We start from the raw sequence: 25,734 nt of genomic DNA, 5'->3' as shown, positions 1-25,734 counted from the left end.
TCTGCCGGCGGAAAATGCCGCCCGGGATAAGAACGTTCATCCAGCAGAATGGACCTATGCCAATATTGCCAATATGCGGCGTGAGCTGAAAAGCATGGGTTTGTCGCTGGACTGGAGCAAAGAGCTGGCGACCTGTCACCCCGGCTATTATGGCAAGCAGCAGGCCCTGTTCCTCGACTTTTTGGAAAAAGGACTTGTTTACCGCAAAGAAAGCTGGGTCAACTGGGACCCGGTCGATATGACAGTTCTGGCCAATGAGCAGGTGATTGACGGGCGAGGATGGCGTTCTGGTGCCTTGGTCGAAAAACGCAAACTGGATCAGTGGATGTTCCGAATTGCAGATTTCAGCGAAGAATTGCTGAAAGGTCTGGGAACACTGGATCGCTGGCCTGAACGGGTACGATTGATGCAGGAAAACTGGATCGGTAAATCCCAGGGAGCCCATGTTACTTTCAAGATAACCGGCCGGGAAGACGGGCTGGAAATTTATACAACCCGTCCCGATACTTTGTTTGGTGCCAGCTTCATGGCGATCTCAGCCGATCATCCACTGACACAGGAATTGGCCGCCAATAACCCGGCGGTTGCTGATTTTGTGGCGGAATGTCACCGCATGGGTACCAGCGAAGAAGCCATTGAAAAAGCAGAGAAAAAAGGGGTTGATACAGGCCTGACCACCGATCATCCGTTGATCGAAGGAAAGAAACTGCCCATTTACGTCGCGAATTTTGTATTAATGGATTATGGAACCGGTGCCCTGTTTGGATGTCCTGCCCATGATCAGCGAGATCTGGATTTCGCCAATAAATACGGTCTCGATGTTATCCGGGTGGTCGCCGAAGACAGTGACGAGCAGACGCCGATTACTGACACGCCTTATGTTGGGCCAGGCCATATAATCAATTCAGGTTTTCTCGATGGTTTGACCACCGAAGAGGCTAAAAAGGCGATCATCGCCCATCTGGATGAGGGCGGAATTGGCACCTCCACAACAAATTATCGTTTGCGCGACTGGGGCCTGTCCCGCCAGCGTTATTGGGGCTGCCCAATACCTGTAGTTCATTGTGATGACTGCGGCACTGTTCCCGAAAAGAAAGAAAACCTGCCCATTGAATTGCCGGACGATGTGACTTTTGACAAGCCGGGGAACCCGCTGGATCACCATCCCACCTGGAAGCAGACTTCCTGCCCCAATTGCGGAAAAGCAGCGATCCGTGAAACGGACACAATGGATACCTTCGTTGATTCGTCATGGTATTTTGCACGTTTCTGTACCCCTCGGGCAGAAGATCCCGTGGTTAGTAGCGACGTGGATTATTGGTTGCCAGTTGATCAGTATATTGGGGGCATTGAACATGCCATTCTGCATCTTCTATATTCACGCTTCTTCTCGCGGGCAATGAAAGAAACCGGGGCCGTTCACTATGATGAACCTTTCAGCGGTCTTTTCACCCAAGGTATGGTGACCCACGAAACCTACCGTAGTGACGATGGAACATGGCTGTTTCCTGAAGAAGTTACCCACAATGACGCTGGTGATCCGGTCCATATTGAAACCGGAAAGCCTGTCACCATTGGCGGCGTCGAAAAGATGTCAAAATCCAAGAAGAATGTGGTTGATCCCGGCGAGATCATCGACAAATTCGGAGCAGACGCCGCCCGTTGGTTTGTCCTGTCGGATAGCCCACCGGATCGGGATATGGAATGGACCGATGCGGGTGCCACCGGTGCCTGGCGCTTCAAACAGCGGCTCTATCGTTTTGTCTTTGAAAATCTGGAAAACCTGCCTGAAAAAACGGCGGAAAAGCCGGACACTTTCTCTGACGCGGCAACCGCTATTCGCAAAGAAGCCCATAAAACGGTTGCCCAGGTAACCGATAACATCGAAAAGCTGCATTTTAACAATGCGATCGCCCGGATTTATGAATTCATGAAAGCGCTTAATGATTTCAAACCGGTAGCAAACGATGCAGGGGATGCATGGGCGTTACGGGAAGCCATTAGCATTATGACCAATCTGGTCGGTCCAATGATGCCCCATTTAGCGGAAGAGTTATGGGAAAAGCTTGGTTATGACAGCTTGCTTGTTGATAATCCCTGGCCAAAAGCAGACCCTGCACTGATCGTTGATGATAAAGTGACCATCGCGGTTCAGGTGAAGGGTAAACTCAGGGCAACAATTGAGGTTGCCAAGGATGAAGACAAGGCTAAAGTAGAGGAACTGGCACTTGCTCAGACTTCTGTCCAGAACGCAATTGGCGATAATCCCGTTCGCAAGATCATCGTCGTACCAAATCGGATTGTAAATATTGTTATTTAGACCTCTGATCGCGATATTGTTTCTAGCTTCGCTGGCCGGATGTGGCTTTCAGCCCCTTTACGGCCGGCAAACACAGAACGCGGAAGTTCAGCAAAAATTGGCGGCGACCTACATCGCCCCTATTTCAGGCCGAACCGGACAAATGGTTCGCAACGAATTGTTGGATTTGATGACGCCGAAGGGCGTTCCTGCCCGCTCTATCTATCGCTTAAGTGTTGAACTAAAAGAAGAATCTCAATCGCTGGCGATTGATCCTGATAATACGACAAACCGTAAAAACCTGACGTTGAAAGGAACTTTTGCCCTTCTCGCGTCGGACGGAAAAACCATTATTTATCAAAGTTCGGCGCAATCCACATCTTCGTTCAACCTTGTTACTTCGGATTTTGCCAACCTATCTGCTGAAAAAAATGCCCGGACCCGGTCTGCCTTGGTTCTGGCAGAAAAAATTCATCGGCAGATCTCCGTCTATCTGGCCCGCTAAACAATGGTAGAGTTCAAGGCCCCTCAGCTTGCGTCTTATCTCAAATCACCCAATAAATCCTATCGTATTTTTTTGGTTTACGGACAGGATGAAGGACTGGTGCGAGAGCGTTCCAAAGCAATATGTCAAACCGTGGTCCCTGATCTAAATGATCCTTTTTGTTATTCTGAAATACCCGCGAGCAGTTTGTCAGAAGATCCCGGGAAACTGATTGACGAGATTAATGCAATTTCCATGATGGGCGGTGAACGGGTTGTCAGGGTTAGGAATGCCGGCAATTCAACGACAACTGTAATAAAAACCGCTTTTGATGCCGACTATTCAAATACTGTGCTAGTCATCGAAGCTGGCGAGATCAGAAAAGATTCTGCTTTGGTAAAAGCGGTTTCAAAGGAAAAAAACGGGGTGGTTATCCCCTGCTTTAGAGACAAAGCGCAGGATATTTCGGCGCTCATCACTGAAGTTTTTTCGAAGGCGGGGCTGTCTGCTGAAAGTGGTGTGGTGGACTATCTACGACAGAGTTTGGGAAGTGATCGATCAATTTCCCGTCAGGAACTGGACAAGCTGGTCCTGTATAAAGGAAAAGACACATCGCCAATTACGCTGAACGAAGCACAGGCAATGGTCGGCGATTCATCGGCTGAAAGTGTTTTTGATGTCATTGATGCGGCTTTGATGGGAAATCTTGACCATTTGGAAAAATCGTTGAATAAAGCGTTTTTCTCTGGCGAATCGCCTATTACCTTTTTAAGGCTCATCCAGAATCAGTTAAAGCAGTTGCACAAGGCAGCAAGTTTCATCGACATGGGAATTTCGGCCTCTGAAGCTCTAAAAAAGTCCGGAATACCCTTCTTCAATCATCAGAAGGTGTCGGCTCAATTATCCCGTAAAAATAGCCAACATTTTGCCAATTGCCTCTCGCTTATTTTACAGGCTGAAATGGATTGCAAGACAACGGGTTATCCGGATGAAACCCTGTGCCGGCGCGCCCTTCTACGGGTGGCCATCGCTAACCGAAAACGATAGCCTCGCCGAAATTTAATCTAAGCTATTGATTTTTAATGAAAATCTTCGTCTAGCGCGGAGGAGATATCTCCGTCAAACGGATCTTCCTCAGAATTTTCAGCCATGGATTGGCGCGTTAATCTGCGGCAAATATCATCCAATTGATCCAAATGACCGTAGTGAATTGAGATCGATCCACCGTGATCGCCCTTGTGATCAATGCTTACTTTCATGCCAATTGCCGCTGATAAATCCCCTTCTAGAGCGAGCGTATCCTGATCTTTCGTACTAGGAGACGCTGAGCTCGCTCTATTTGAGGGTTTTTTCTTCGCTAATTTTTCCGCCGCACGGACAGAAAGCCCTTCAGAGACGATTTTTCTGGCAAGTTTCTCAGGATCATCCGCTGTCACAAGGGTGCGGGCAGCCCCGGCACTCAACTCACCACTGCGGATCATTTTCTGAACGCTTTCCGGCAAAGACAAAAGACGCATCATGTTCGTCACATGAGATCGGCTTTTACCCAACTGTTTTGCCATCACCTCCTGCGTATATTCGAACTCTTCTGTTAACCGGCGATAACCTTCAGCCTCTTCAATGGCGGAAAGGTCTTCTCGCTGGATATTTTCGATGATCGCTATTTCAAGACTATCGACATCCGACAGTTCTTTGATAATGACCGGAACCTGGTGAAGCTGTGCCATCTGTGCAGCCCGCCAGCGTCGTTCACCAGCAATAATTTCAAACAGGCCGGCGTCCAATGGGTCCCTACGGACCAGAATTGGCTGTAAGATACCCTTTTCTGCAATAGAGTCCGCAAGGCTCTGGAGGGCTTCCTGATCCCAATCCTGCCTCGGCTGAAACGGACTGGGATGCATTTGTTCAACCGGGATTTCTTTTGAAGCCCTGATTTTATCCAATTCAGAATAGTCACTGGCCGCATCATCGCCCAGCAACGCAGACAATCCCCGACCTAGTTTTTTCTTTCCGGTATCTTCAGTCATTCGCTCAACCATATTCATAATTTATGCCGCGCACAGCCGTTTTTCCCGACGGATAACTTCACTTGCCAATTTAATATAAGCCTGACTACCTGCACAGCGAATATCATAGATCAATGCTGGCTTGCCATGACTTGGGGCTTCTGAAACCCTTACATTTCTGGGAATAACAGTTTCATAGACCTTGTCCCCTAAATAACTGCGAACATCCTGTGCAACCTGGTCTGACAGATTATTCCTCTTATCAAACATGGTAAGAACGACGCCCTGAATATCAAGGTCTGGATTCAGGGTATTTCGAACCCGCTCTATCGTCTTGATTAACAAACTGAGGCCTTCAAGCGCAAAAAACTCGCATTGCAGCGGTACGATTACCGCTTGTACGGCAACAAGCGCATTCAGGGTCAGCAGGTTAAGAGAGGGCGGACAATCAATTAGGATATAATCATAAGAGGATTTGATACTGCCAATAGCATCAACCAGACGATGGCTTCGCCGATCCATCTCGATTAATTCCAATTCGGCGCCTGTTAAGTCCGCTGTAGAGGGTACAAGATCAAGTCCCGGGATCGCACTATGGCAAATCGCATCTTCGAGCTGAATATCCCCCATCAAGACATCATAAACGTTTTTATCTCGGTTATGACGGTCAATGCCCAGGCCTGTACTGGCATTTCCCTGCGGATCGATATCAATAACAAGGACCGTTTTTCCAACAGCAGCCAACGCAGTTGCCAGATTGATTGCAGTGGTTGTCTTGCCAACACCACCTTTTTGATTGGCTATTGCTAAAATCCTTGAAGAACCAACAATTGGTAAATTTTCCATCGCCCCGCCCCTGAATTACAGACGGCTTACCTCTCTCAAGGATAAAATGCTACCGTCTTTGCTGGTTAAACTTTGGTGTTTATCAGAGGTTAGTTTCCAACATTTTGCGGCATTGGTCAATTCCGCATCTACATCTTGACCCTTTAAAAAGCAAAAACGCGTTTTTTGGTGCGAAAATGGCGCAGAATATTCCAACAGTTTTTCAAGCGGAGCTAGCGCCCTCGCCGAAATATAATCTGCTGGAAAGGGCTCAATTTTTTCAATCCGTTGGTTGTGAACGGTGATCGGTGTGGATGTTTCACGTGAAACCTCCCGCATGAAAAGGCATTTTCTTTGATCGCTCTCCACGACATGCATATCAACATCAGAGGCCATCGCAATGACCAAAGCCGGAAAGCCAGCCCCACTGCCTAAATCCAACCATGTTCCCGTCGGCTTTTCAAAATGATCCAGTATTTGATAGCTATCAAGAATATGACGTTCCCAGACATCAGCCAATGTCGAGTTACTAACCAGGTTTATCGCCTTTTGCCATTTTTCTAAAAGCGCGACGTATCGCTCCAGCTTCTCCAATGTTTCACGTGAAACACCGGTCATTTTAGAAAACTCGTTAGCGTTCATTAAAGGGGTTATCCTGCCTGTTTCCGATGGTCACCGCGTTTAACAAAAGACAGAAGCGCCGTCAATGCCGCTGGGGTAACTCCGGAAATTCGTGCCGCCTGACCCAGGGTGGACGGCCGTACTTCAACAAGCTTTTGCTGTACTTCAGCAGACAGCCCACCGATCTTGGAATAGTCTAACTCATTGGGAAGTATCAAAGATTCGTCTTTTCTGAAATCCGCAATATCCGATTTCTGACGCTCTAGATACCCGCTATATTGAGCATTGATAGCGAGTTGCTCGAGAATTTCTGGTGCATATTGGTTGGTCTCTGGCCAAATAGCAGCGATCTCTTCCAACCCAATATCCGGATAAGCCAACAAATCGGTTGCTGATCGCCTGACACCGTCCTGATTAACGTTCAACCCTTTCTTACGGGCTTCGTTAGGGGTAAGGGAGATCCCATCAAAAAGCGTTTTCGCCTGTTGCAGAGTTTCCATTTTGAGGGAGAACTGGTCAGCACGATCCGAACCAACACAACCGATCTCCATACCCAGACCGGTCAATCGTTCATCTGCATTATCAGCCCGCAGGATCAACCGATATTCTGCCCGGCTGGTAAACATACGGTATGGCTCTTTTGTTCCCCGCGTCACGAGATCATCAATCATCACACCAATATAGGCATCCGCGCGATCCAGAATAAAAGCACCCTGCCCGCCTGTGGCCCGGGCGGCATTCAAACCGGCCATCAACCCCTGTGCCGCGGCTTCTTCATATCCTGTGGTGCCATTGATCTGGCCAGCAAGATACAGGTTCTTCAAACGCCGGGTTTCCAATGTCGGTTTTAATTCCCTTGGATCAATGAAATCATATTCAATGGCATAACCGGGTTGATAGAATTCAACTTTTTCCAAACCGGGAATGGATTGCAGAAAGGCAACCTGAACATCTTCCGGCAGCGATGTTGACATCCCGTTGGGATAAATAGTGTCCACATCCAGACCTTCTGGTTCCAGAAAAATCTGATGGCTGGTTTTGTCGGCAAAGCGAACAACCTTATCTTCGATCGATGGGCAATAGCGCGGTCCCGTCCCTTCGATCTGACCCGAATACATTGGGGCACGATGCAAGTTATCGCGAATAATCTGATGGGTGTTCTCTGTCGTATGAGTAATATGACAGGAAATTTGCGGCGTTGTGATTTCTTTCGTGAGAAACGAGAAAGGCACAGGAATTTCGTCCCCGGGCTGTTCTTCCAACTGCGACCAGTCGATAGTTTTGCCATTCAGACGGGCCGGTGTGCCCGTTTTTAACCGTCCAAGTTCAAAACCCGCCCGCTCCAACGTCACGGACAAACCATTTGAAGGTTGATCGCCAATCCGACCTGCCGGAATTTTGACCTCTCCCATATGGATAAGCCCCCGAAGAAATGTCCCGGTGGTTAAAATAACACTGCCGCAGTGAATTTCTTCACCCGTTGCCGTGATCACACCGGACACTTTTCCCTGCTCAACGATCAGGTCCTCAACCGCGGCTTCGCGAATTTCCAGATTTTCCTGGTTTTGCAGGGCAGCCTGCATGGCATTTTTATACAATGTGCGATCAGACTGGGCCCTCGGGCCGCGGACAGCGGGTCCCTTCCGCCGATTAAGCAGACGAAATTGAATACCGGCAGCATCGGCAACACGCCCCATGACGCCATCCAGAGCGTCAATTTCGCGCACCAAATGTCCTTTGCCCAGTCCGCCAATGGCGGGATTGCAGGACATGGCCCCAATGGTGTCAAATTTATGGGTGACAAGAAGGGTTTTCGCCCCAAGACGCGCCGAGGCCGCGGCGGCTTCACACCCCGCATGGCCACCGCCAATTACAATTACATCATATAACATCATCGGGCCAATGTATGAATTGCCAACCAAAAGTCAAAGCAAATGTTACTTCATGATTTAAAGGAGAATGTTTCACGTGAAACATCACTGCTTTGGGTCATTTTCCAATACAGAAATCACCAAAAACCACATCCAGAACGTCTTCCACATCCACACGCCCTGTGATTCGTCCCAGCGCCCGCGCAGCAAGCCTTACATCCTCGGCCGCGAGCTCCGGATCTGGGGCAATTGCAAAGCGCTGCAAACACTGAACACACTCTTCCAATGCCTCTCTATGCCGCTGACGGGTCAAGGACGGTGCCCCGGAGACATCCAGTTGTTGAACCACTTCTTGTTCAAGAGCATCCAAAAAAAGATCCAGCCCTTCCTCTTCCTTTACAGAGACCGGAAAAACTCGCCCGATCTGCGGGGGTTTATCGCCGGATACAGTATCCATCTTGTTGATAATGAAAAAGCTGTTCTCTTCCACAAGATCGGCAAAATCACTCTCTTCTACAAGTGGATCCCCTGCGCTTGTCATAAAGATTCTGATATCCGCAAGTCCCGCCCGCGCCCGCGCCCGCCGGACGCCCTCCTGCTCCACACTGTCCGACGCCTCCCGAATACCGGCGGTGTCCGCGATGGTTACAGGATAACCAGCAAGATCCATATGAACATCAACCACATCCCGCGTTGTACCGGCCTGATCGGAGACGATTGCCGCTTCTCGCCGGGCCAATTTGTTTAATAAACTGGATTTCCCAACATTTGGCGCGCCCAGAATAACAACATCCAAACCCTCTCGTATCTTTTCACCCCGCTTGCCATCCTGAAGATGGGCTGTAATCTCGCTCTCCAACTGCTTAATTTTGGGACGAATGGCACCGGCGACGCCTTCAGGCAGGTCTTCATCCGGAAAATCAATATCGGCTTCTAAATGAGCCAGATTGGAAATCAGGTCCTGCCGCCAGTTTGTATAAATTTCCCCCAATTCACCGCGCATTTGACGCAATGCCTGCTGATGCTGGGCATGTGTTTCGGCATTAACCAGATCCCCCAGTCCTTCTGCCTCGGTTAAATCGAGCTTTCCATGCTCAAAAGCCCGTCGTGTAAATTCCCCGGGTTCCGCAGACCGCAAATTGGTTAGATTGGCAAACTGATCAAACGTCGCAGAAATCAGCGCGGGTCCGCCATGCAGGTGTATTTCAACAACATCTTCCCCGGTAAAACTGGCGGGCCCTTTAAACAGGATCACCAGCGCCTGATCAATCCGGAAAGCCTTGTCTAAACTATAAAGACTGCGCACTGCGGCGTGCCGAACCGGCGGCAAAGGACCTTCTGTCAAGGCTGCCAAGGCTGTAAATGCGTCTGGCCCTGACAGACGGATTACCGCGACACCGGCCCTGCCCCGACCACTGGCCAAAGCATAGATCGTCTCCTGTGACATGAAATTACCTGCTATTCTTTACTGTCTTTATCGCTTCCACCGGTGAAGGAAGACCAAAACATATTCTGCATCTGATCCAAATTCTTCATGCCAGTGGGCATCCAGGTTTTCATCATGCTTTCTGCGTCCAGTGCTTTCACACCTTCCAGCATTTTATCCTGAATTTCCTTCATCATTGCTTCCTGCATTTTTTCCACATCCGGAAGACCAAAAAATGTTCTTGCTTCCTGTGGTGTACAATCAATATCAAGTTTTATCTTCATGGGAAGCAGCTCCTTGACGCAAGACCCTTGAGAAATGTTACTCTGAGGTTAAGTTAAAGAAAACACAGGATCAATCAAAAGGATTGATTCACTTTCAAAACAGGTATCAATAATGCAAAATATCCTGGATCAGGAAACAAGCCCTTATCTTTTACAGCATAAGGAAAACCCCGTGCACTGGCAGCCCTGGAGCCAGGAAACTCTTGATCTTGCCCGAAAAGAAGGAAAGCCGATCCTGCTAAGCGTTGGATATGCGGCCTGTCATTGGTGCCATGTCATGGCCCATGAAAGCTTTGAAGACCCGGAAACAGCAGCGATCATGAACGAGAAGTTCATCAATATTAAGGTCGACCGAGAAGAACGTCCCGATATTGACCAGATCTATCAGACAGCCCTGTCCCTGTTGGGTGAACAAGGGGGCTGGCCTCTCACAATGTTCCTGAATTCAAAAGGTGAACCCTTTTGGGGCGGAACATATTTCCCGAAAGAAAATAGTTATGGGCGACCCGGATTTGTTCATGTGTTGGATTCTGTTTCAGAAATTTTCTGGAACGAACCTGAAAAGGTCAGTAAAAACCGCGATATTCTGAAGGCGGCCCTTAAAAAACAGAATATGTCCCCAGAGGGCGATCGTCCAAAACTGACCCTTGAAGTATTGGATAGAATTGCCGAACGCTACGCGCAGGAAGCTGATCCGGAACATGGCGGGATTGGTTCTGCGCCGAAATTCCCACAAACCTACGTTTTGGAAAATCTTTGGCGCAGCTATATCCGAACCGGCACGGAAAGTCTGGCGGAAATTGTTGTAAAGGCGCTGACAGGGATGTCACAGGGCGGCCTGTTTGATCATTTAGGGGGTGGATATGCCCGATACTCAACGGATGCCCGCTGGCTCGCCCCGCATTTCGAAAAAATGCTGTATGACAACGCCTTGATTCTTGATCTAATGGTTTTGGTCCATCACGAAACAAAAAGCGAGTTGTTCAAGGACCGGATTTATCAAACGATCGGCTGGCTATTGCGGGAAATGATCGCAGAAAACCGAGCATTCTCAGCCACCATCGATGCCGATAGCGAGGGCGTTGAAGGAAAGTTCTATACTTGGTCGCAAACAGAGATAAATGACATTCTGGGAGAAAAAGCCGCCCAGTATTCAGAAATTTATGATGTCAGTCCTGAAGGTAACTGGGAGAATACCAACATTCTGAACCGCCTTGAATATCAGGGTCTGCTGGATGAAGAATTGGAACTTCTTCTGAAGGAACAATCCCAAATATTGTTTGATGTCCGTGAAAAACGGGTCCGCCCCGCATTGGATGACAAAGTCCTGACCGATTGGAACGGCCTGATGATTGCCACATTGGCAAAGGCCGGTGATTATTTTAATGAACAATCCTGGCTGGATCAGGCAGAGAACGCTTTCTTGGCCATTACCACCTATTCAATGGAAGATAACGCCCGACTTTACCACAGTTTCCGGGCTGGAAAGGCCAAACATAACGGAACCCTGGATGATTATGCCAATATGAGCCGTGCCGCGCTTATCCTATATGAAATCACGGGTAAGGCTTTCTATCTGGAACGCGCTCAGCAATGGGTCGGCCATCTTAATGATCATTTCTGGGATGCAGAGGGCGGGTATTTCTACACCGCAGATGATGCAGAAGCCCTAATCGTCCGTACAAAAAATGCCTTTGATAATGCTGTTCCGTCCGGCAACGGTACGATGCTGGAAGTACTTGGGCGCCTGCATTACCTTACTGGCGCCCGCGAGCCTTTTGAAAAAGCAACGGATATCGTTCGGGCATTTTCCCCGGAACTGGGCCGTAACTTCTTCCCACTTTCCACCTTTCTCAACAATTTTGAAACCCTTGTGGAAGGAAAACAGATTATTATTTTGGGCAAGCGAGACGAGGAAGACACGCAACAGCTTCTGTCTGTCCTCCATGACTTTAGTTTGCCAACGAAAGTGGTCAATATCATTGAAGATACGGAAAGCCTTCCGACAGATCATCCAGCGTTTGGTAAAACCCGTTTGGACGACAAAGCTACGGCCTATATCTGTACCGGCCCTGTTTGTTCAAACCCTGCAAACACAATTATTTCCCTTCGATCCATCCTAGAGGCCTGATATGCCACAACTTTCCATGCATAGCCCAATTGGAGATCTGACTGTTACAGAAGAAGATGGGGCAATCATTTCCCTTGACTGGGGATGGGTCCCTGCAGAATGGCAAACAGAAACGCCATTATTGCTACAGGCGATTGAACAGCTAAATGAATATTTTGATGGTGAGAGGCTGGACTTTGTCCTTCCTCTCGACCCGCCCGGATCTGACTTTCAAAAAGCCGTATGTGCGGCTATGTGTGCCATCCCCGGCGGATCCACCCTCAGTTATGGTGAAATTGCCAAGAAATTGGAAAGTTCTGCGCAGGCAGTTGGAAATGCCTGTGGCCTGAACCCGATTCCCATTATAATCCCATGTCATCGCGTGTTGGCAGCCGGTAAACAAATGGGCGGCTTTTCAGGACAAGGCGGGGTTGAAACGAAAACAATCCTTCTTGAATTGGAGGGAGCCCTTCCCCCACAACAACAACAACTCGATATATGACAACCAACAGGGGCGCCTGTAAAAGGAAGAAAAAATGACAAAAGCAATCATCTTTAGAGAAGCTGGCGGACCAAGTGTTATGCGTTGGGAAGACATAACGCTAGGCAAACCGGGTCCCGGTGAAGTACGGGTCAAACACAATGCTATTGGCCTGAATTATATCGATACCTATTTTCGCTCCGGATTATATCCCTCCCCTTTACCGGCCTCACCCGGTATGGAAGCGGCTGGTATTATTGAGGAATTGGGCGATGACGTGACAGGTTTCGCTGTTGGCGACCGCGTAGCATATGCCGGACGGCCCATTGGCGCCTATTCCGAAGCGCGTAACATGCCGGCTGACATCCTGATCAAAATTCCTGACAGTATTGACGATCAGACAGCGGCCGCCATGATGCTTCAGGGTATGACGGTCGAATATCTGCTTCAACGGACGTTTCACGTGAAACCTGGTGATACCATCCTTTTCCACGCGGCCGCAGGGGGCGTAGGTCTTCTGGCCTGTCAATGGGCCAAAAAGGTTGGCGCTACCATTATTGGTACGGTTGGTTCTGAAGAAAAAGCAAAACTCGCCAAGGAACATGGTTGCGATCACGTGATTAACTACCAAACCGAAAATTTTGTTGAACAGGTTCGGGACATCACCAACGGAAAAGGGGTTCCGGTTGTTTATGATGGCGTTGGTAAAGACACCTTTGAAGGTTCCCTGGATTGTCTGCAAAGCCGTGGTCTCATGGTCTCTTACGGGAATGCCTCTGGACCGGTAAGCGGTTTTGATCTCGGTATTCTTGCGGCGAAAGGATCGCTTTATGTAACACGTCCGTCCCTCATGGATTACACGGCCAGCCGATCAGAGCTTGAACAATCCGCTGCGGACGTGATCAAAATGGTCGAGACCGGTGCGTTAAAAATTACAGTGAATCAAACCTATCATATGAGTGAAGCTGTTAAAGCCCATGAGGATCTGGAAGGCCGTAAAACAACAGGTTCCACTATTTTCACCCTATAAAATTGACGGGGATGGAAAAGCTGATAAACTTTTTTCCATCCCCATTTATTAATTATTTTCAATGGCCTAACATATGTAATTACATACATTATTACTAAAAATATCAGCTAATTAAAAATAAAATTTATGGGTTTGCTATTTGTGTCTCGCCTAACGCCTTTGTGGAAGCTTTAACGATTTTCTCCGCAAAAAGTCAGCTGCTTTTTCTTCTGAAATATTTTCCAGTTTAAGCGCGGATATCAGCCGTAGACTTTCATCGTTTGAAATATCAACCACCCATCCATTGCGCCGAATGGTCAGCACAGCAATTGTAAATGCCAATCGAATGTTGCCAACAGCAAACGGCTTTTCACCCAGCAACCCCACCAGAATAGAAACAGAGACATCAAAAACATCTGATCCATTTCCTGTGGTCACCATCAATCTGGGCCATGCCAGGGCGGCCCCTAACCGACCTTCATCTACTTCCTGACGTGTAATCTCTGGTTGGTACTTTTCAAGCTGCTTGGAATGAACGCGCTTGATGACCCCTTTTGACGGAAGAAACAGAGTCATTTCAATCCTCCATCTGGTGAAGGGAGGGTGCAAATCGGTCTTCTACAAATTCGTAAAGATCCATAAACAGATCATAGTCCTGATCCAGTTTTCGAATACGAAAGGACTCCCCGTCAATTTCAACTTGAAGGGTATCGCCCACTTCAATACCAAGCTGGCGCAGAAATTCAGCAGGAATGGTCACACCAGCCGCGCTTCCGGTTCTTCTTAGACGGGTTTCAAAGGGTTCAGGCTGTAATGTGCGTTTTGGCGCCACGGCTGTATCTCACTCTATACTTATATACAGGTAATAACATAGGTTATTACAATTAAACAACCGTAAATAAACAGATATTTTTATTGGAACATTTGCAAAATCCACAAAAAAACCCGGATATTCGCAAGGAATTCCGGGCTTTTAACTGTCTGAAATCAACAATTTCGTTAAGCGTTCATGCTATCAAAGAAATCATCGTTGGTTTTACTGGTCCGTAATTTATCCAGCAGGAATTCCATGGCATCCGTTGTTCCCATTGGATTGAGAATACGGCGCAGAACCCACATCTTGGACAATGTTGCCTTGTCCACCAGCAGTTCTTCTTTACGCGTACCAGACTTGGTAATATCGATCGCCGGGAAGACACGTTTGTCAGAAAGTTTCCGATCAAGAATAATCTCTGAGTTACCGGTGCCTTTAAATTCTTCAAAGATAACTTCGTCCATTCGCGAGCCCGTATCGATCAGGGCTGTTGCGACAATTGTCAGAGAACCCCCTTCTTCAATATTACGTGCAGCACCAAAGAACCGTTTCGGCCGTTGCAGGGCATTCGCGTCCACACCACCGGTCAGAACTTTACCACTGGACGGCACTACTGTGTTATAGGCACGGGCCAGACGGGTAATACTATCCAGAAGAATAACCACATCGCGTTTATGTTCGACAAGCCGCTTGGCTTTTTCAATCACCATCTCAGCGACCTGAACATGTCGAGATGCCGGTTCATCAAACGTTGAGGACACAACCTCACCGTTCACCGACCGTTTCATGTCGGTCACCTCTTCCGGGCGTTCATCGATCAACAGGACGATCAGATAAACTTCGGGGTTATTGGTTGTGATGGAGTTTGCGATATTTTGCAAAAGAACCGTCTTACCAGTTCTTGGCGGTGCGACAATCAACGCACGCTGGCCTTTACCTTGCGGAGATACCAGATCAATCACACGGGCGGAACTGACCACCTGAGTTGGATCTGGTGTTTCAAGTTTAATCCGTTCTTCAGGATAAAGCGGGGTCAGATTGTCAAAATTGATTTTGTGACGGGCCTGTTCAGGATCTTCAAAGTTAATTTTCTGAACTTTCAAGAGAGCAAAATATCGCTCACCATCTTTTGGACTTCTAATTTCGCCTTCGACAGTATCCCCTGTTCGCAGCGAAAATCTTCGAATTTGGCTTGGGCTGATGTAAATATCATCCGGTCCAGCCAGATAGTTTGCATCTGGCGATCGAAGAAAACCAAATCCATCCTGCAAGATCTCTAAGACGCCACCACCAGTGATTTCTTCACCATTTTCAGCTTTTTGTTTGAGAATTGCGAAAAGAAGCTCTTGCTTACGCATGGTCGAAGCATTTTCAATATCAAGGGCTTCGGCCGCCGCCAACAATTCAGGCGGGGACTTTTTTTTAAGTTCTTGAAGATTCATATTAAATTCTTGAGGATCCATTAAATTCTCAGAAGATTGTCCATAGTGATCAATTTTTTAGAGAAATTCTGTATGATTACTGTTCTGGGAAGTAAGGCGTTATACTAACGCTGTTTCTCTGTAAGGAAAACGAAATATAGAAAGTATATAACGCAGATTAAGTCGGGAGAATGCCGACCTCTTGTCTAAAAGAAATGCCAGCTTCTGAGGGCCAAGTCAACGAAAATGTGAGATAAATTAACAATCAAGCGATCAAAAAGGTTTAACAACGACCATTATGACAATAACAATCATTAATATGGTGGGTATTTCATTTGTATACCGATAAAACTTTGAACTTCTTGTATTTTTATCCTGTTCGAACTCTTTTCGCCACTTGGAAAGCGACCCATGAAAACCGCTCATCAGGAACAGTGCGGCCAATTTCGTCCAGATCCAATAGGACGCCCAGTCAACAATACCTGGCGTAGCAAGCAGCAAACCGCCAAACAGAAAACTGGAAACCATAGCTGGATTTATAATCCCGCGCAGAAGCCGTCGCTCCATTATCTTGAAGGTTTCTGACTGTTCCGAGCCTACCGCCGTGTCACTATGATAAACATATAAACGGGGTAGATACAGCATTCCAGCCATCCAGGCGATAACCGATATGATATGTAATGCCCGTGTCCACGGATAGAACTCTGCTAATAAATCCATCATATTAATTTGCCTTGGCGAATGGACAATCTGTCATTGATTTCGGACAGATAGCCTGTCCGCATAAACTTGTCATCTTCCCGCGTTCCATGCCCAGAACAAGATCGGCAAGACCATTGATATATTCGGCATGAACACCCACTGTTGGCACCCGATAATAGTCCGGCACCCCTGATTGTTCCGCGAGTTCAGCATATTCAATGTCAAGCTCTACAAGCGTTTCGGAATGTTCAGAAACAAACGCGACCGGGATGATCATGAGAGAACGGTTTTCTTTTCCAGCCCGTTCAATTTCATCTTCCGTTGCCGGTTTAATCCATTCAACAGGTCCAACACGGCTTTGATAACAAATCGTGTAATCCAGATCCGGAATGTTCAGTTTTTTGACAATTGCCGCAACTGATTGCTCGACCTGCCACTGATACGGATCCCCTGCATCAACAATTTTCTTTGGTAAGCCATGGGCCGAAAACAACAATCGCGGACGATCCTTATTTTCCGGAATTTGTTGCAGTTTTTCCAAAATAAGTGCCGTATTTGCGTCAATGAAGCCTTTATCATAAGGATAACAGCATAATTCTGTTGTTACAGCATCAAGACCAACTTGCTTGGCGAACTTTTTCCATTCCTTCACCGAAGAGCCCGTTGTCGTGGTGGAAAACTGCGGATAGAGCGGTAATAGAATAACTTCATCCGCACCAAACGCTTTAACTTCTCGCACTGTCTGCTCTGTCATTGGATGCCAGTAACGCATCGCAATGAAAACCTTCACTTCATCGGATTTCAGCAGGTCTGTTAAACGAGTCTGCAGGGCTGCCGCCTGGTCACGGGTTTGTTGCAGTAGTGGAGACGATCCCCCAATATTGCGATAAATATCCTGGGCAATGGGGGCCCGTCTTTTGGAAATCAGTTTGGCAATCAGATAGCGGATCGGTTTTGGAACGCGAATAATGGCAGGATCATAAAACAGATTGAACAAAAAAGGCTCAACAGCCTCAAGATTATCGGGTCCGCCCAAATTAAATAAAACAACCGCTTTTCGCGCCATTATGTGTCCTATTGCTTCCAGTTGTGAAGGGTATCTGCCAAAAGACCCACATTTTCAGGAGGGGTTTGGGGAATGATACCGTGGCCTAGATTGAAGATATGGGAACCACTTCCCAATGTTTCCAGAATGTGATGAATGCGATCAACCATTTTCTGACCACCGGTGACCAGCAAGATGGGATCCAGATTTCCCTGAACCGTTACATGAGGCTGAATTTCGGTTTTCGCCCACTCCAGTGGGGCGGCTGTATCCAGACTGACGGCTGTGACACCCGTTTCTTTGACAAATTGGCTCAGATTTCCGCCGGCCCCTTTTGGAAAGCCGATAATTGGAAAGTCCGGATGGCGCGCCCGAATGGCTGTAATAATTTTAGCGGTAGGATCGGTTACCCATTTGGCAAATTCTTCATCGGGCAATACACCAGCCCACGTATCAAAAATTTGTACAACCTCTGCCCCGGCTTCAATTTGTTTTAACAAATACTCGGTGGTTGAAATAATCAGAAGATCGATTAGCTGCTGAAAACCGTCTGGATCAGAATAAATCCATTTTTTAATGTTCACATAATCTTTTGAACCGCGTCCTTCCACCATATAAGTGGCAACTGTCCAGGGTGCGCCTGCAAATCCGATAAGGGTACAGCTTTCTGGCAATGAGGAAGATAACCGATCAACTGTTTCATAAACCGGGTTTAAAACGGAATGAAGATTATCAAGACTCAGCGATGCAAGCTCCTTTGCTGAGCGTACAGCGTCTAAAACAGGTCCTTCCCCCTCCTTGTAGGCTAATGGTTGGCCAAGGGCGTCAGGGATCAGGAGAATGTCAGCAAACAGGATGGCAGCATCCATGTTATATCGGCGAAGCGGCTGCAAGGTCACTTCTTCTGCGAGTTTTGGATTATAACATAAATCGAGAAAGGATCCTGCATTGGCCCGGGTTTCACGATATTCCGGTAAATATCGTCCTGCTTGACGCATTAGCCAAAAAGGTGGCCGGTCTAGGGTTTCTTTTTTTAAAGCCCTGATCATGCGTTTTGAAGCGGTGTTGGACACGCTGTTCCCTTTCTAAAAAGTTATCCCATTAAATAGATATATTTATAAATAGGTTGTAGTTGTTGTTGATCCCTGTGGATAACGGGGATGATTATTCATGCACAGTCTTTACAGGATTTTTGTGGATAAAATCCAGTTCTTATAGAGATTTGCGAATAACTATCAAATAAGCGCGTTTTTCCCGGCTCTCTAATAGTGGGGAATATGGGGATAACTTTTCTGAGGAAAACCATTTTGTGAGAAATTCACATTTTTCCCATTTGGTGTTTAAAGTTATTCACGTTCTGACAAGGAGGGGGAGGAATCAGGTATTACGATGATGAATTATTTTGATACTGGCGTAACAGCCATGTTATCCCTGTTATTCACATAATCCACAGGTTAGCCGGAACCCCTAAATATGTCTGAAATTCACGTTCATCTTGTCTCGGATTCTACGGGTGAAACCCTTCAATCCATGTCCCGCGCGGCGTTGGTCCAGTTTGAAAAGGTTGACCCGAAAGAACATGTCTGGTCTATGACAAGGACCGTCCGACAATTAGATGATATCCTTGATTCCATTAATAAAAATCCGGGTTTGGTTCTCTTTACTCTGGTAAATAAGGATTTAAGGCGCACCTTGGAAAAAGGCTGCAAAAAATTAAAAGTGCCCTGTGTCTCTGTTCTGGATCCCGTATTAATGGCCTATTCCGGATATTTGGGACAGGAAAGCCGCAATTTACCTGGCCGCCAACATACGCTGAACCAGGAGTATTTTGATCGAATTGAAGCACTGAACTATACCATGGCCCATGATGACGGACAGATGCCTGATGGTTTGAATGACGCTGATATTGTGTTGGTCGGGGTATCCAGAACCTCAAAAACACCCACATCTTTCTATTTGGCCCATCGGGGATTGAAGACCGCGAACGTTCCAATCGTTCCCGCGATCCCGCTGCCTGAACAGGTTTTTACGTTGAACAAACCATTGGTTGTTGGCTTAACGACCAGCCCGGACAGACTTTCCCAGATCCGTAAAAACCGGTTGCTTTCGTTAAAAGAAACCCATGAAACGGACTATGTGGATAAAGACCGCATTAAGGAAGAGGTGATTGAAGCCCGCAAGCTTTGTACGAAAAAAGGCTGGCCAATCATTGATGTTTCCCGCCGGTCGGTTGAGGAAACGGCCGCCCAGATCATCACCCTTTTTAATACCCACCGAAAAGATCATTTTTAGGAATAGGACCTGATGAACGCTTCCACTAATACATCTGTTATTCTGGCGTCTTCCAGTGAAGCCCGGGCAACGGTTCTTAAAAATGTCGGCCTTGCGTTTGAACAGGTTGCCCCTAAAGTCGATGAAGAGGAAATGAAGCATTCCATGCATGCCGCAGGTGCAACTGCCATGGAAACCGCGGTATCGTTGGCAGAATTGAAGGCGCTTAAAATATCAAAAGCCTTTCCTGAACATCTGGTTATTGGTGCGGATCAAATGCTGGAATGCGGGTCCATATGGTTTGATAAACCTGTAGATATGGAGCATGCGCGGGCCCATTTGACGGCTTTACGCGGGAAAACCCATTATTTGAGCAACGGGATCTGTGTTGCAAAATCCAATACCGTGATCTGGCATCATACAGATCAGGCCGCCCTGACAATGCGTCATTTTACAGATGACTTTCTTACCCGATATCTGGAACAGGCCGGTGAGGATATTTTAGGGTCAGTCGGTGCCTATCATCTGGAAGGATTTGGTGCCCAGTTATTTCGAAAAATCGACGGAGATTTCTTTTCAATCATGGGACTTCCCCTGTTGCCTTTGCTTGATTTCCTTCGCGGTCATAAGGTTGTAATCACATGAAGAAAAATGCCGGTGTGATGGGATTTCCCATCGCCCATTCATTATCACCGCGTCTGCATGGCTACTGGATTAAAAAATATGGTCTGGATGCCGACTATCTTGCCCGGGAAGTGCGCCCGGAAAACCTGAAAGATACGTTGCACAGACTTCCTCAGGAATGTTTGTCAGAAGGATCTGTTTTTCGCGGAACAAATCTGACAATTCCGCTGAAAGAAGCAGCCATGGATATTGTTGATATTGTGGAAGAAGCGGCGCAGAAGATCGGTGCGGTAAACACGGTGGTTGTCAACGAAGAGGGGCAGTTGATTGGCCGGAATACGGATGGTCTGGGATTTCAGGATTCTTTAGCTGAACATGTGGATGTTAAAACCTTTCACGATAAAACAGCGCTTGTCCTTGGCGCGGGCGGCGCTGCCCGAGCTATTGTCTTTGCCTGCCTGATGATGGGCTTTCGCCGTATAGTATTGACCAACCGTACCCGGCAGCGGGCCGTTGATCTTGTGCAGGATATGAAAAGCGAAAAAATTGACGTTATTCAATGGGAGCAACGCGCCGCTTTTTGCAAAGAGGCCGATCTATTGGTCAATACAACCAGTTTGGGCATGACAGGGCAGAATCCGCTTGAAATGAATTTGGATGGATTGAAAAACGGATGTGTTGTCACCGATATTGTTTATGTGCCGTTGGAAACAGATTTATTGCGACAGGCCCGGGAAAAAGGATACCGCACCGTGGATGGGCTTGGTATGCTTTTGCATCAGGCGAAAGCCGGGTTTGAAGCCTGGTTTGGCATCAAGCCTGAAGTTGATGCGGCATTACGGGACTATGTATTACAAGGGTTAAACAAGAAATGACAATAAAACTCCTTGGTCTGACCGGATCCATCGGGATGGGAAAATCGACCGTTGGTAAAATGTTCGAAAAACTGGATATTCCGATTTACAATGTGGATGCCAGAATTCATGAATTATATGAGCCGGGCGGGATTGCTGTAGAGCCAGTCGGTGCCGTTTTTCCAGACGCCATCATAGATGGGCGCGTAGACCGCCCAACATTAAGTAAGCTGGTTGTCGGAGATGACGAGGCCATAAAGAAACTAGAACAGATTGTTCACCCGCTGGTGGGTCAGGACCGGGCTGATTTTATTTCGCAAGCGGAACAAAATGGACATGACATGGTTGTGCTGGATGTTCCTTTGATTTTTGAAACGGGCGGTGAGAAAAACTTCGATACGATCATTGTGGTCAGTGCACCTCATCATGTCCAGAAATCGCGGGTATTGGAGAGAGCGGATATGTCCGAAGAAAAGTTTCATACAATTCTGGCGCGCCAGACGCCCGATGCGGAAAAACGGCAGAAGGCGGATCACGTGATTAATACTGACTGCACGGAAGAAGAAACCTTTGAACAGGTAAAACAGCTGGTTGATCTGTTGAGAGGAGCCTAACAGAATGCGGGAAATAGCGCTGGATACGGAAACGACGGGATTTGATCCATCAACGGGGGATCGTATCGTTGAAATCGGTTGTGTAGAGATGGAAAATTACATGGCGACGGGCCGTGTTTTTCACCGATATATCAATCCTGAACGGGACATGCCCGAAGCGGCGTTTAAAGTTCACGGATTAAGCGAAGCGTTTCTGAAAGGTCATAAAGTGATGGCCGAAGAAATTGATGAATTCCTTGAATTTATCGGTGACTCGCCGCTTGTCATTCACAATGCTGAATTTGATATGAAATTCATCAATGCAGAATTGATCCGGCTGAAGCGCAAGCCGATTCCCATGTCACAATCCATTGATACCGTAGCGATGGCGCGCAAAATGTTTCCAGGGGCCCAAGCTAATCTGGATGCGCTTTGCCGGCGGTTTAAAATCGATAATACGGCCCGTGTTAAACATGGAGCATTGCTTGACGCGGAATTATTGGCTGAAGTTTATCTTGAGTTGCGTGGGGGGCGTCAACGGGGCTTGTCATTGGCGCCAGAGGCTGATGGCACGTCAACACTTGTTACCCGCCAGTCCGAAATCCGCCCGCCGCGTGCGCATGCCCCGACCGAAGAGGAGCTTGCCGCTCATGCCTCTTTTTTGGAGGCAATAAAAGATCCGATCTGGCGTCAGGAATAAAAAAACCGCCTGTTATTGAACAGGCGGTTTTTGATAAATTCACCGCAGCAATCAGGCGTGGCCTGCTTCGCTCTGCTGTGATTTATGAGCGGAAAAAAGGCCCGCAAAATCAATAGGATCCAACTGCAGAGGTGAAAATCCACCATCCCGTGTTGCATCAGAAATAACCCGACGGGCAAATGGGAAGATCAAACGCGGGCATTCGATCATGCACATGATTTCCATGGAGTCCGATGGGAAGTTTCTCAGCAGGAACATGCCGCCGTAGACCAGCTCAACAATAAATGCTGTTTCGTCCCCATGTTTGGCTGTCGCCTGAATGCGAAGTTCAACTTCGTAATTTTCTTCCGTCAGGGCAGTAGCCTGGACGTTCACACCGATTTCAACGGTCGGTGCTGGCAATTCAGGGTTCAGACTTGCTGGGGCATTCGGGTTTTCAAAGGAAAGGTCTTTAATATACTGCGTGATAATCGACAGCATTGGTCCATCATTTTCAGTCTCTGCACCAGCAGCAGCCTGACCTGACTCGTTTTCAGCCATAATTTACTTTTCTCCATATGAAAGGCACAGAACAGGTGCCCAATTCTAGTTGACTGGCTAACATGTATTGGACGGCGGAACAAGTGGTACGCGCCCTGCTCTAGTTGTCTTTTGACCAGGGACTGTCTGGGTTGGGGTTGTTTTTTGTCCCGATTTTTGTGATGTCCTCGGACTTTTTGTCGTCTTCCTCGTCAACCACATGAAATTCACCGTCGATCACGGTTGATGATCCGCTGGAATAAGAACCGTCATAACCAGGCCGGGCGGACAGAATAAAACGTTTTCCCAACCAAAGAGCCAAAAAAGACCGGATCGGTGGTAAAAACAGCAAAAATCCAATAGAATCTGTTACAAATCCCGGAATAAGAAGAAAAAGTCCGGCAATCGCCAACAACAGACCATTTAAAATTTCCTTGGCAGGGGTTTCCCCTTTTTGAATGCGCGCCTGCGCCTGCGTCAGTATGGATAACCCTTGAATTCTAAGGAGAATCATACCGGCAACAGCGGTTAGGATGGTCAGAATAATCGTATTAAAGGCCCCGATTTCTCCCCCGATTTCGATAAAGACAGTGATCTCTATAATCGGGATTGCGATCAAGGCTGCTAAAAACAACAATGGCAAACTTGTTTATCCTTCTCAGGGTTTCTATTTAGAAGGTAGCGGATAATTGTTTTAAGGCTGGACAAAGAACCGTCTGGACCTTGAAACACGAACTCGCTACCTTGAAGTATAAGGCTTTCCAATAAATAGGAAAGATTTTGTCAATTACGATAATCGGTGTGAATTATATATTATGGACGATGGATCTTTCTTCCTAGACATTATTTTGTTGGCAATGGTTGCTGCCTTTATTTTTTTCCGATTGCGCGGAGTGCTCGGCAAGCGCATGGGGCATGAACAGCAGCCTCGGGAAGAAATAACCCGAAAACCATATTCTGATCCAAAAGATCATCAGGCAGATGATGAACCGGATAATGTTGTTCCGATGAACGACAGAATTGAATTTGAAAGAGATCCCCTGCCCGCCGATACCACTCCACTTGGTCAGACCTTGCGTCAGATGCACGAAATTGATCGGAGTTTTCAGGGGGATATTTTCGCCAGCCAGGCAGAGGCCGCCTATGAAGCCATCGTTATGTCTTTCGCAGAAGGGGATCGCGGAATGCTGAAAGATCTCCTTTCAGAGGAGGTTTACCGCAATTTTGAAGATGCGATTGAACAGCGTGAAAAAGATAATCTGGTGATGAGTACGGATATTCTTGCTATTAAGTCCTCTAAAATTGAAGCTGCGACGCTGGAAGGACGAGACGCCGAAATTACGGTGCGTTTTGAAGCAGAGATGATCTCCATGACAAAAGATGAAGAAGGCGTTGTCGTGAACGGCGATCCTTACCCACATGTGGTTAAAGAGCTTTGGACATTTGCCCGTCACCTTGGTTCAAATAACCCGAACTGGCTGCTTATCACGACAACAAGCGCTGACTGATCCAGAGAGAGGTCTGTTTCGTGACGAAAAAGACGGGTATTTTCACAGCACTGATCCTGTTGGTGATTTTGGCTGTATTGGGTGCGGGTTATTTTCTGTATTTTCAGAAGGATGAAGAGACAACCGATGCGTTGACCCTAAAACCTGCTGATTTCTCCGACCTTTCCGGCTGGCAGCAGGATAATCTAGAACAATTCCTGCCGTCCTTTTTGCAATCCTGTAACCGGATACAGCGCTATCCCGATGATCGCTCGATGGGCGGAAATCTGATTGCCGGCCGAGCTGTCGACTGGAAAGAACTGTGTCAGCAGGCTTTTGCACTGCCTTCAGAAGCAACAACCATCCGGCAGTTCCTGGAAACAAATTTCACCCCGTTTGAGGTGCGTAATAATGTTGATCCTGTAGGATTATTTACGGGCTATTATGAAGCAAGCCTGAAGGGCAGCCTTACACAATCAGAAATTTACAACACGCCCTTATATTTGCGCCCGGCGGAATTGGTTATGGTGCATCTAGGCCGCTTTCGCGACAGCCTGAAGGGGCAGCGGATTGCAGGGCAGGTCAAAAATGGCGAACTGTTTCCCTATCCGACGCGCAAGGATATTGAAAGTGGGGCGCTGGAAAACCGGGATCTGGAAATCGTCTGGGTGGATAGCGCTGTAGATGCTTTTTTCCTTCATATTCAAGGCTCTGGCCGTATTGAACTGGAGGAAGGGGGCGATTTACGGGTTGGATATGCTGCACAAAACGGTCATCCTTATTTCGCGATCGGAAAAACCCTGATCGAAGAAGGGCATGTGCCGCGGGAAAAAATGTCCATGCAGGCAATCCGTCAGTGGTTGGAAGAAAATCCTGACCGGGCCCAAGAGGTTATGAATAAAAACGCCTCGTATATTTTCTTCAGGAAACTCGACACGTCTGCTCCAATTGGCGCGCAAGGGGTGCCGCTTACCCCAAAACGCAGCCTGGCTGTAGACCGTAAATGGATGCCGCTGGGGGTGCCTGTCTGGCTTGAAACGGAGGTGGAAGGATCCTCATCCGCTATGGACCCCTTTAATCACCTGCTGATGGCGCAGGATACGGGCGGTGCGATCCGGGGCCCGGTGCGCGGTGATGTCTTCTGGGGGCATGGTCCGGACGCCTATGAAAAAGCGGGATCCATGAAGAGTACGGGACGTTACTGGATATTCTTGCCCAACAAGGTGGCAAAGGAATATCTTGAAAAAAGTTCCGCTGTCCCGACTGGCTAAACCGTAATGATGACAGT

Annotated in this window: 27 protein-coding genes; 13 read left to right on the top strand and 14 right to left on the bottom strand. The window is 47.6% G+C overall.

Features of this window, described 5'->3' with window-relative positions; genetic code table 11:
- The 3 genes from leuS to holA form a co-directional block, all read left to right on the top strand.
- A partial coding sequence (gene leuS / locus ACJAYR_RS08845; RefSeq protein ID WP_415236264.1) for a leucine--tRNA ligase occupies positions 1–2,320 on the top strand: 2,320 nt, incomplete at its 5' end.
- Positions 2,310–2,804 (top strand): LPS assembly lipoprotein LptE, encoded by a 495-nt coding sequence (lptE, locus tag ACJAYR_RS08840; RefSeq protein ID WP_415236263.1) that lies wholly within the window; start codon positions 2,310–2,312, stop codon positions 2,802–2,804. The genes leuS and lptE, both read left to right, overlap by 11 nt.
- 3 nt (positions 2,805–2,807) lie before the next feature.
- On the top strand, positions 2,808–3,830 hold the full coding sequence (gene holA / locus ACJAYR_RS08835) for a DNA polymerase III subunit delta (protein ID WP_415236262.1): 1,023 nt from the start codon (positions 2,808–2,810) through the stop codon (positions 3,828–3,830).
- 32 nt (positions 3,831–3,862) lie between these two features.
- On the opposite strand, the gene ACJAYR_RS08830 is transcribed toward holA, so the two are convergent.
- The 6 genes from ACJAYR_RS08830 to ACJAYR_RS08805 form a co-directional block, all read right to left on the bottom strand.
- Positions 3,863–4,810: a ParB/RepB/Spo0J family partition protein gene (locus ACJAYR_RS08830; protein WP_415236261.1), complete on the bottom strand. Its 948-nt coding sequence runs from the start codon at positions 4,808–4,810 to the stop codon at positions 3,863–3,865.
- A gap of 21 nt (positions 4,811–4,831) precedes the next feature.
- Positions 4,832–5,635 (bottom strand): ParA family protein, encoded by an 804-nt coding sequence (locus ACJAYR_RS08825; RefSeq protein WP_169543759.1) that lies wholly within the window; start codon positions 5,633–5,635, stop codon positions 4,832–4,834.
- Between the two features lie 15 nt (positions 5,636–5,650).
- Positions 5,651–6,256: a 16S rRNA (guanine(527)-N(7))-methyltransferase RsmG gene (gene rsmG / locus ACJAYR_RS08820; protein ID WP_415236260.1), complete on the bottom strand. Its 606-nt coding sequence runs from the start codon at positions 6,254–6,256 to the stop codon at positions 5,651–5,653.
- 8 nt (positions 6,257–6,264) lie between these two features.
- Positions 6,265–8,130: a tRNA uridine-5-carboxymethylaminomethyl(34) synthesis enzyme MnmG gene (gene mnmG, locus ACJAYR_RS08815; RefSeq protein ID WP_415236259.1), complete on the bottom strand. Its 1,866-nt coding sequence runs from the start codon at positions 8,128–8,130 to the stop codon at positions 6,265–6,267.
- A 94-nt stretch (positions 8,131–8,224) separates the two neighbouring features.
- Positions 8,225–9,553: a tRNA uridine-5-carboxymethylaminomethyl(34) synthesis GTPase MnmE gene (gene mnmE, locus ACJAYR_RS08810; protein ID WP_415236258.1), complete on the bottom strand. Its 1,329-nt coding sequence runs from the start codon at positions 9,551–9,553 to the stop codon at positions 8,225–8,227.
- A gap of 11 nt (positions 9,554–9,564) precedes the next feature.
- Positions 9,565–9,816, bottom strand: coding sequence for a DUF6489 family protein (locus tag ACJAYR_RS08805; RefSeq protein WP_415236257.1), 252 nt, complete (start codon positions 9,814–9,816; stop codon positions 9,565–9,567).
- A 112-nt stretch (positions 9,817–9,928) separates the two neighbouring features.
- Here ACJAYR_RS08805 and ACJAYR_RS08800 point away from each other — a divergent pair, with 112 nt between their 5' ends.
- From ACJAYR_RS08800 to ACJAYR_RS08790, 3 genes are read left to right on the top strand one after another with little or no spacing between them, the layout of a single operon-like run.
- Positions 9,929–11,947 carry a thioredoxin domain-containing protein gene (locus ACJAYR_RS08800; RefSeq protein ID WP_415236256.1) on the top strand — a complete coding sequence of 673 codons (2,019 nt, stop codon included), beginning with the start codon at positions 9,929–9,931 and terminating at the stop codon, positions 11,945–11,947.
- A 1-nt stretch (position 11,948) separates the two neighbouring features.
- Positions 11,949–12,428 carry a methylated-DNA--[protein]-cysteine S-methyltransferase gene (locus ACJAYR_RS08795; protein WP_415236255.1) on the top strand — a complete coding sequence of 160 codons (480 nt, stop codon included), beginning with the start codon at positions 11,949–11,951 and terminating at the stop codon, positions 12,426–12,428.
- 34 nt (positions 12,429–12,462) lie between these two features.
- Positions 12,463–13,437 (top strand): quinone oxidoreductase family protein, encoded by a 975-nt coding sequence (locus ACJAYR_RS08790; RefSeq protein WP_415236254.1) that lies wholly within the window; start codon positions 12,463–12,465, stop codon positions 13,435–13,437.
- Between the two features lie 150 nt (positions 13,438–13,587).
- Here the strand turns inward: ACJAYR_RS08790 and ACJAYR_RS08785 are convergent, their stop codons facing one another.
- The 6 genes from ACJAYR_RS08785 to hemE form a co-directional block, all read right to left on the bottom strand.
- Positions 13,588–13,992, bottom strand: coding sequence for a hypothetical protein (locus ACJAYR_RS08785; protein WP_415236253.1), 405 nt, complete (start codon positions 13,990–13,992; stop codon positions 13,588–13,590).
- Position 13,993: 1 nt separating this feature from the next.
- The gene (locus ACJAYR_RS08780) at positions 13,994–14,248 is read right to left on the bottom strand and encodes an AbrB/MazE/SpoVT family DNA-binding domain-containing protein (protein WP_169543750.1); all 255 of its coding nucleotides are present in this window, start codon (positions 14,246–14,248) and stop codon (positions 13,994–13,996) included.
- A 167-nt stretch (positions 14,249–14,415) separates the two neighbouring features.
- Positions 14,416–15,672 (bottom strand): transcription termination factor Rho, encoded by a 1,257-nt coding sequence (rho, locus tag ACJAYR_RS08775; RefSeq protein WP_169543749.1) that lies wholly within the window; start codon positions 15,670–15,672, stop codon positions 14,416–14,418.
- Positions 15,673–15,924: 252 nt separating this feature from the next.
- Complete coding sequence (hemJ, locus tag ACJAYR_RS08770; protein WP_415236252.1) at positions 15,925–16,374, bottom strand: protoporphyrinogen oxidase HemJ; 450 nt, start codon at positions 16,372–16,374, stop codon at positions 15,925–15,927.
- A gap of 1 nt (position 16,375) precedes the next feature.
- On the bottom strand, positions 16,376–17,419 hold the full coding sequence (gene hemH / locus ACJAYR_RS08765; protein WP_415236251.1) for a ferrochelatase: 1,044 nt from the start codon (positions 17,417–17,419) through the stop codon (positions 16,376–16,378).
- An 8-nt stretch (positions 17,420–17,427) separates the two neighbouring features.
- Positions 17,428–18,447, bottom strand: a complete 1,020-nt coding sequence (gene hemE / locus ACJAYR_RS08760) for a uroporphyrinogen decarboxylase (RefSeq protein ID WP_415236266.1) — start codon at positions 18,445–18,447, stop codon at positions 17,428–17,430.
- Between the two features lie 424 nt (positions 18,448–18,871).
- Here hemE and ACJAYR_RS08755 point away from each other — a divergent pair, with 424 nt between their 5' ends.
- Genes ACJAYR_RS08755 through dnaQ form a run of 5 tightly spaced genes read left to right on the top strand, consistent with a single transcriptional unit; the run spans position 18,872 to position 22,440 of the window.
- Positions 18,872–19,690 carry a pyruvate, water dikinase regulatory protein gene (locus ACJAYR_RS08755; RefSeq protein ID WP_415236250.1) on the top strand — a complete coding sequence of 273 codons (819 nt, stop codon included), beginning with the start codon at positions 18,872–18,874 and terminating at the stop codon, positions 19,688–19,690.
- A gap of 12 nt (positions 19,691–19,702) precedes the next feature.
- Positions 19,703–20,314 (top strand): Maf family protein, encoded by a 612-nt coding sequence (locus ACJAYR_RS08750; RefSeq protein ID WP_415236249.1) that lies wholly within the window; start codon positions 19,703–19,705, stop codon positions 20,312–20,314.
- The gene (locus ACJAYR_RS08745; RefSeq protein WP_415236248.1) at positions 20,311–21,168 is read left to right on the top strand and encodes a shikimate dehydrogenase; all 858 of its coding nucleotides are present in this window, start codon (positions 20,311–20,313) and stop codon (positions 21,166–21,168) included. Before ACJAYR_RS08750 ends, ACJAYR_RS08745 begins: the two co-directional genes overlap by 4 nt.
- Positions 21,165–21,761: a dephospho-CoA kinase gene (gene coaE, locus ACJAYR_RS08740; protein ID WP_415236247.1), complete on the top strand. Its 597-nt coding sequence runs from the start codon at positions 21,165–21,167 to the stop codon at positions 21,759–21,761. Before ACJAYR_RS08745 ends, coaE begins: the two co-directional genes overlap by 4 nt.
- Positions 21,762–21,765: 4 nt before the next feature.
- Positions 21,766–22,440 carry a DNA polymerase III subunit epsilon gene (dnaQ, locus tag ACJAYR_RS08735; RefSeq protein WP_415236246.1) on the top strand — a complete coding sequence of 225 codons (675 nt, stop codon included), beginning with the start codon at positions 21,766–21,768 and terminating at the stop codon, positions 22,438–22,440.
- A gap of 51 nt (positions 22,441–22,491) precedes the next feature.
- On the opposite strand, the gene secB is transcribed toward dnaQ, so the two are convergent.
- Complete coding sequence (gene secB / locus ACJAYR_RS08730; protein WP_415236245.1) at positions 22,492–22,980, bottom strand: protein-export chaperone SecB; 489 nt, start codon at positions 22,978–22,980, stop codon at positions 22,492–22,494.
- A 100-nt stretch (positions 22,981–23,080) separates the two neighbouring features.
- On the bottom strand, positions 23,081–23,602 hold the full coding sequence (locus ACJAYR_RS08725) for an FxsA family protein (RefSeq protein ID WP_415236244.1): 522 nt from the start codon (positions 23,600–23,602) through the stop codon (positions 23,081–23,083).
- Between the two features lie 172 nt (positions 23,603–23,774).
- Between ACJAYR_RS08725 and ACJAYR_RS08720 the strand changes: the two genes are divergently transcribed.
- Together ACJAYR_RS08720 and ACJAYR_RS08715 are read left to right on the top strand one after the other, a co-directional pair.
- Positions 23,775–24,467 carry a Tim44/TimA family putative adaptor protein gene (locus tag ACJAYR_RS08720; RefSeq protein WP_415236243.1) on the top strand — a complete coding sequence of 231 codons (693 nt, stop codon included), beginning with the start codon at positions 23,775–23,777 and terminating at the stop codon, positions 24,465–24,467.
- A 20-nt stretch (positions 24,468–24,487) separates the two neighbouring features.
- Positions 24,488–25,717: a murein transglycosylase A gene (locus ACJAYR_RS08715; protein WP_415236242.1), complete on the top strand. Its 1,230-nt coding sequence runs from the start codon at positions 24,488–24,490 to the stop codon at positions 25,715–25,717.
- Positions 25,718–25,734: the final 17 nt, after the last annotated feature.

Origin of the sequence: Sneathiella sp. (assembly GCF_047631475.1) — a bacterium.
Classification (GTDB): domain Bacteria; phylum Pseudomonadota; class Alphaproteobacteria; order Sneathiellales; family Sneathiellaceae; genus Sneathiella.
This window is presented reverse-complemented; position numbering and strand designations above follow the sequence as displayed.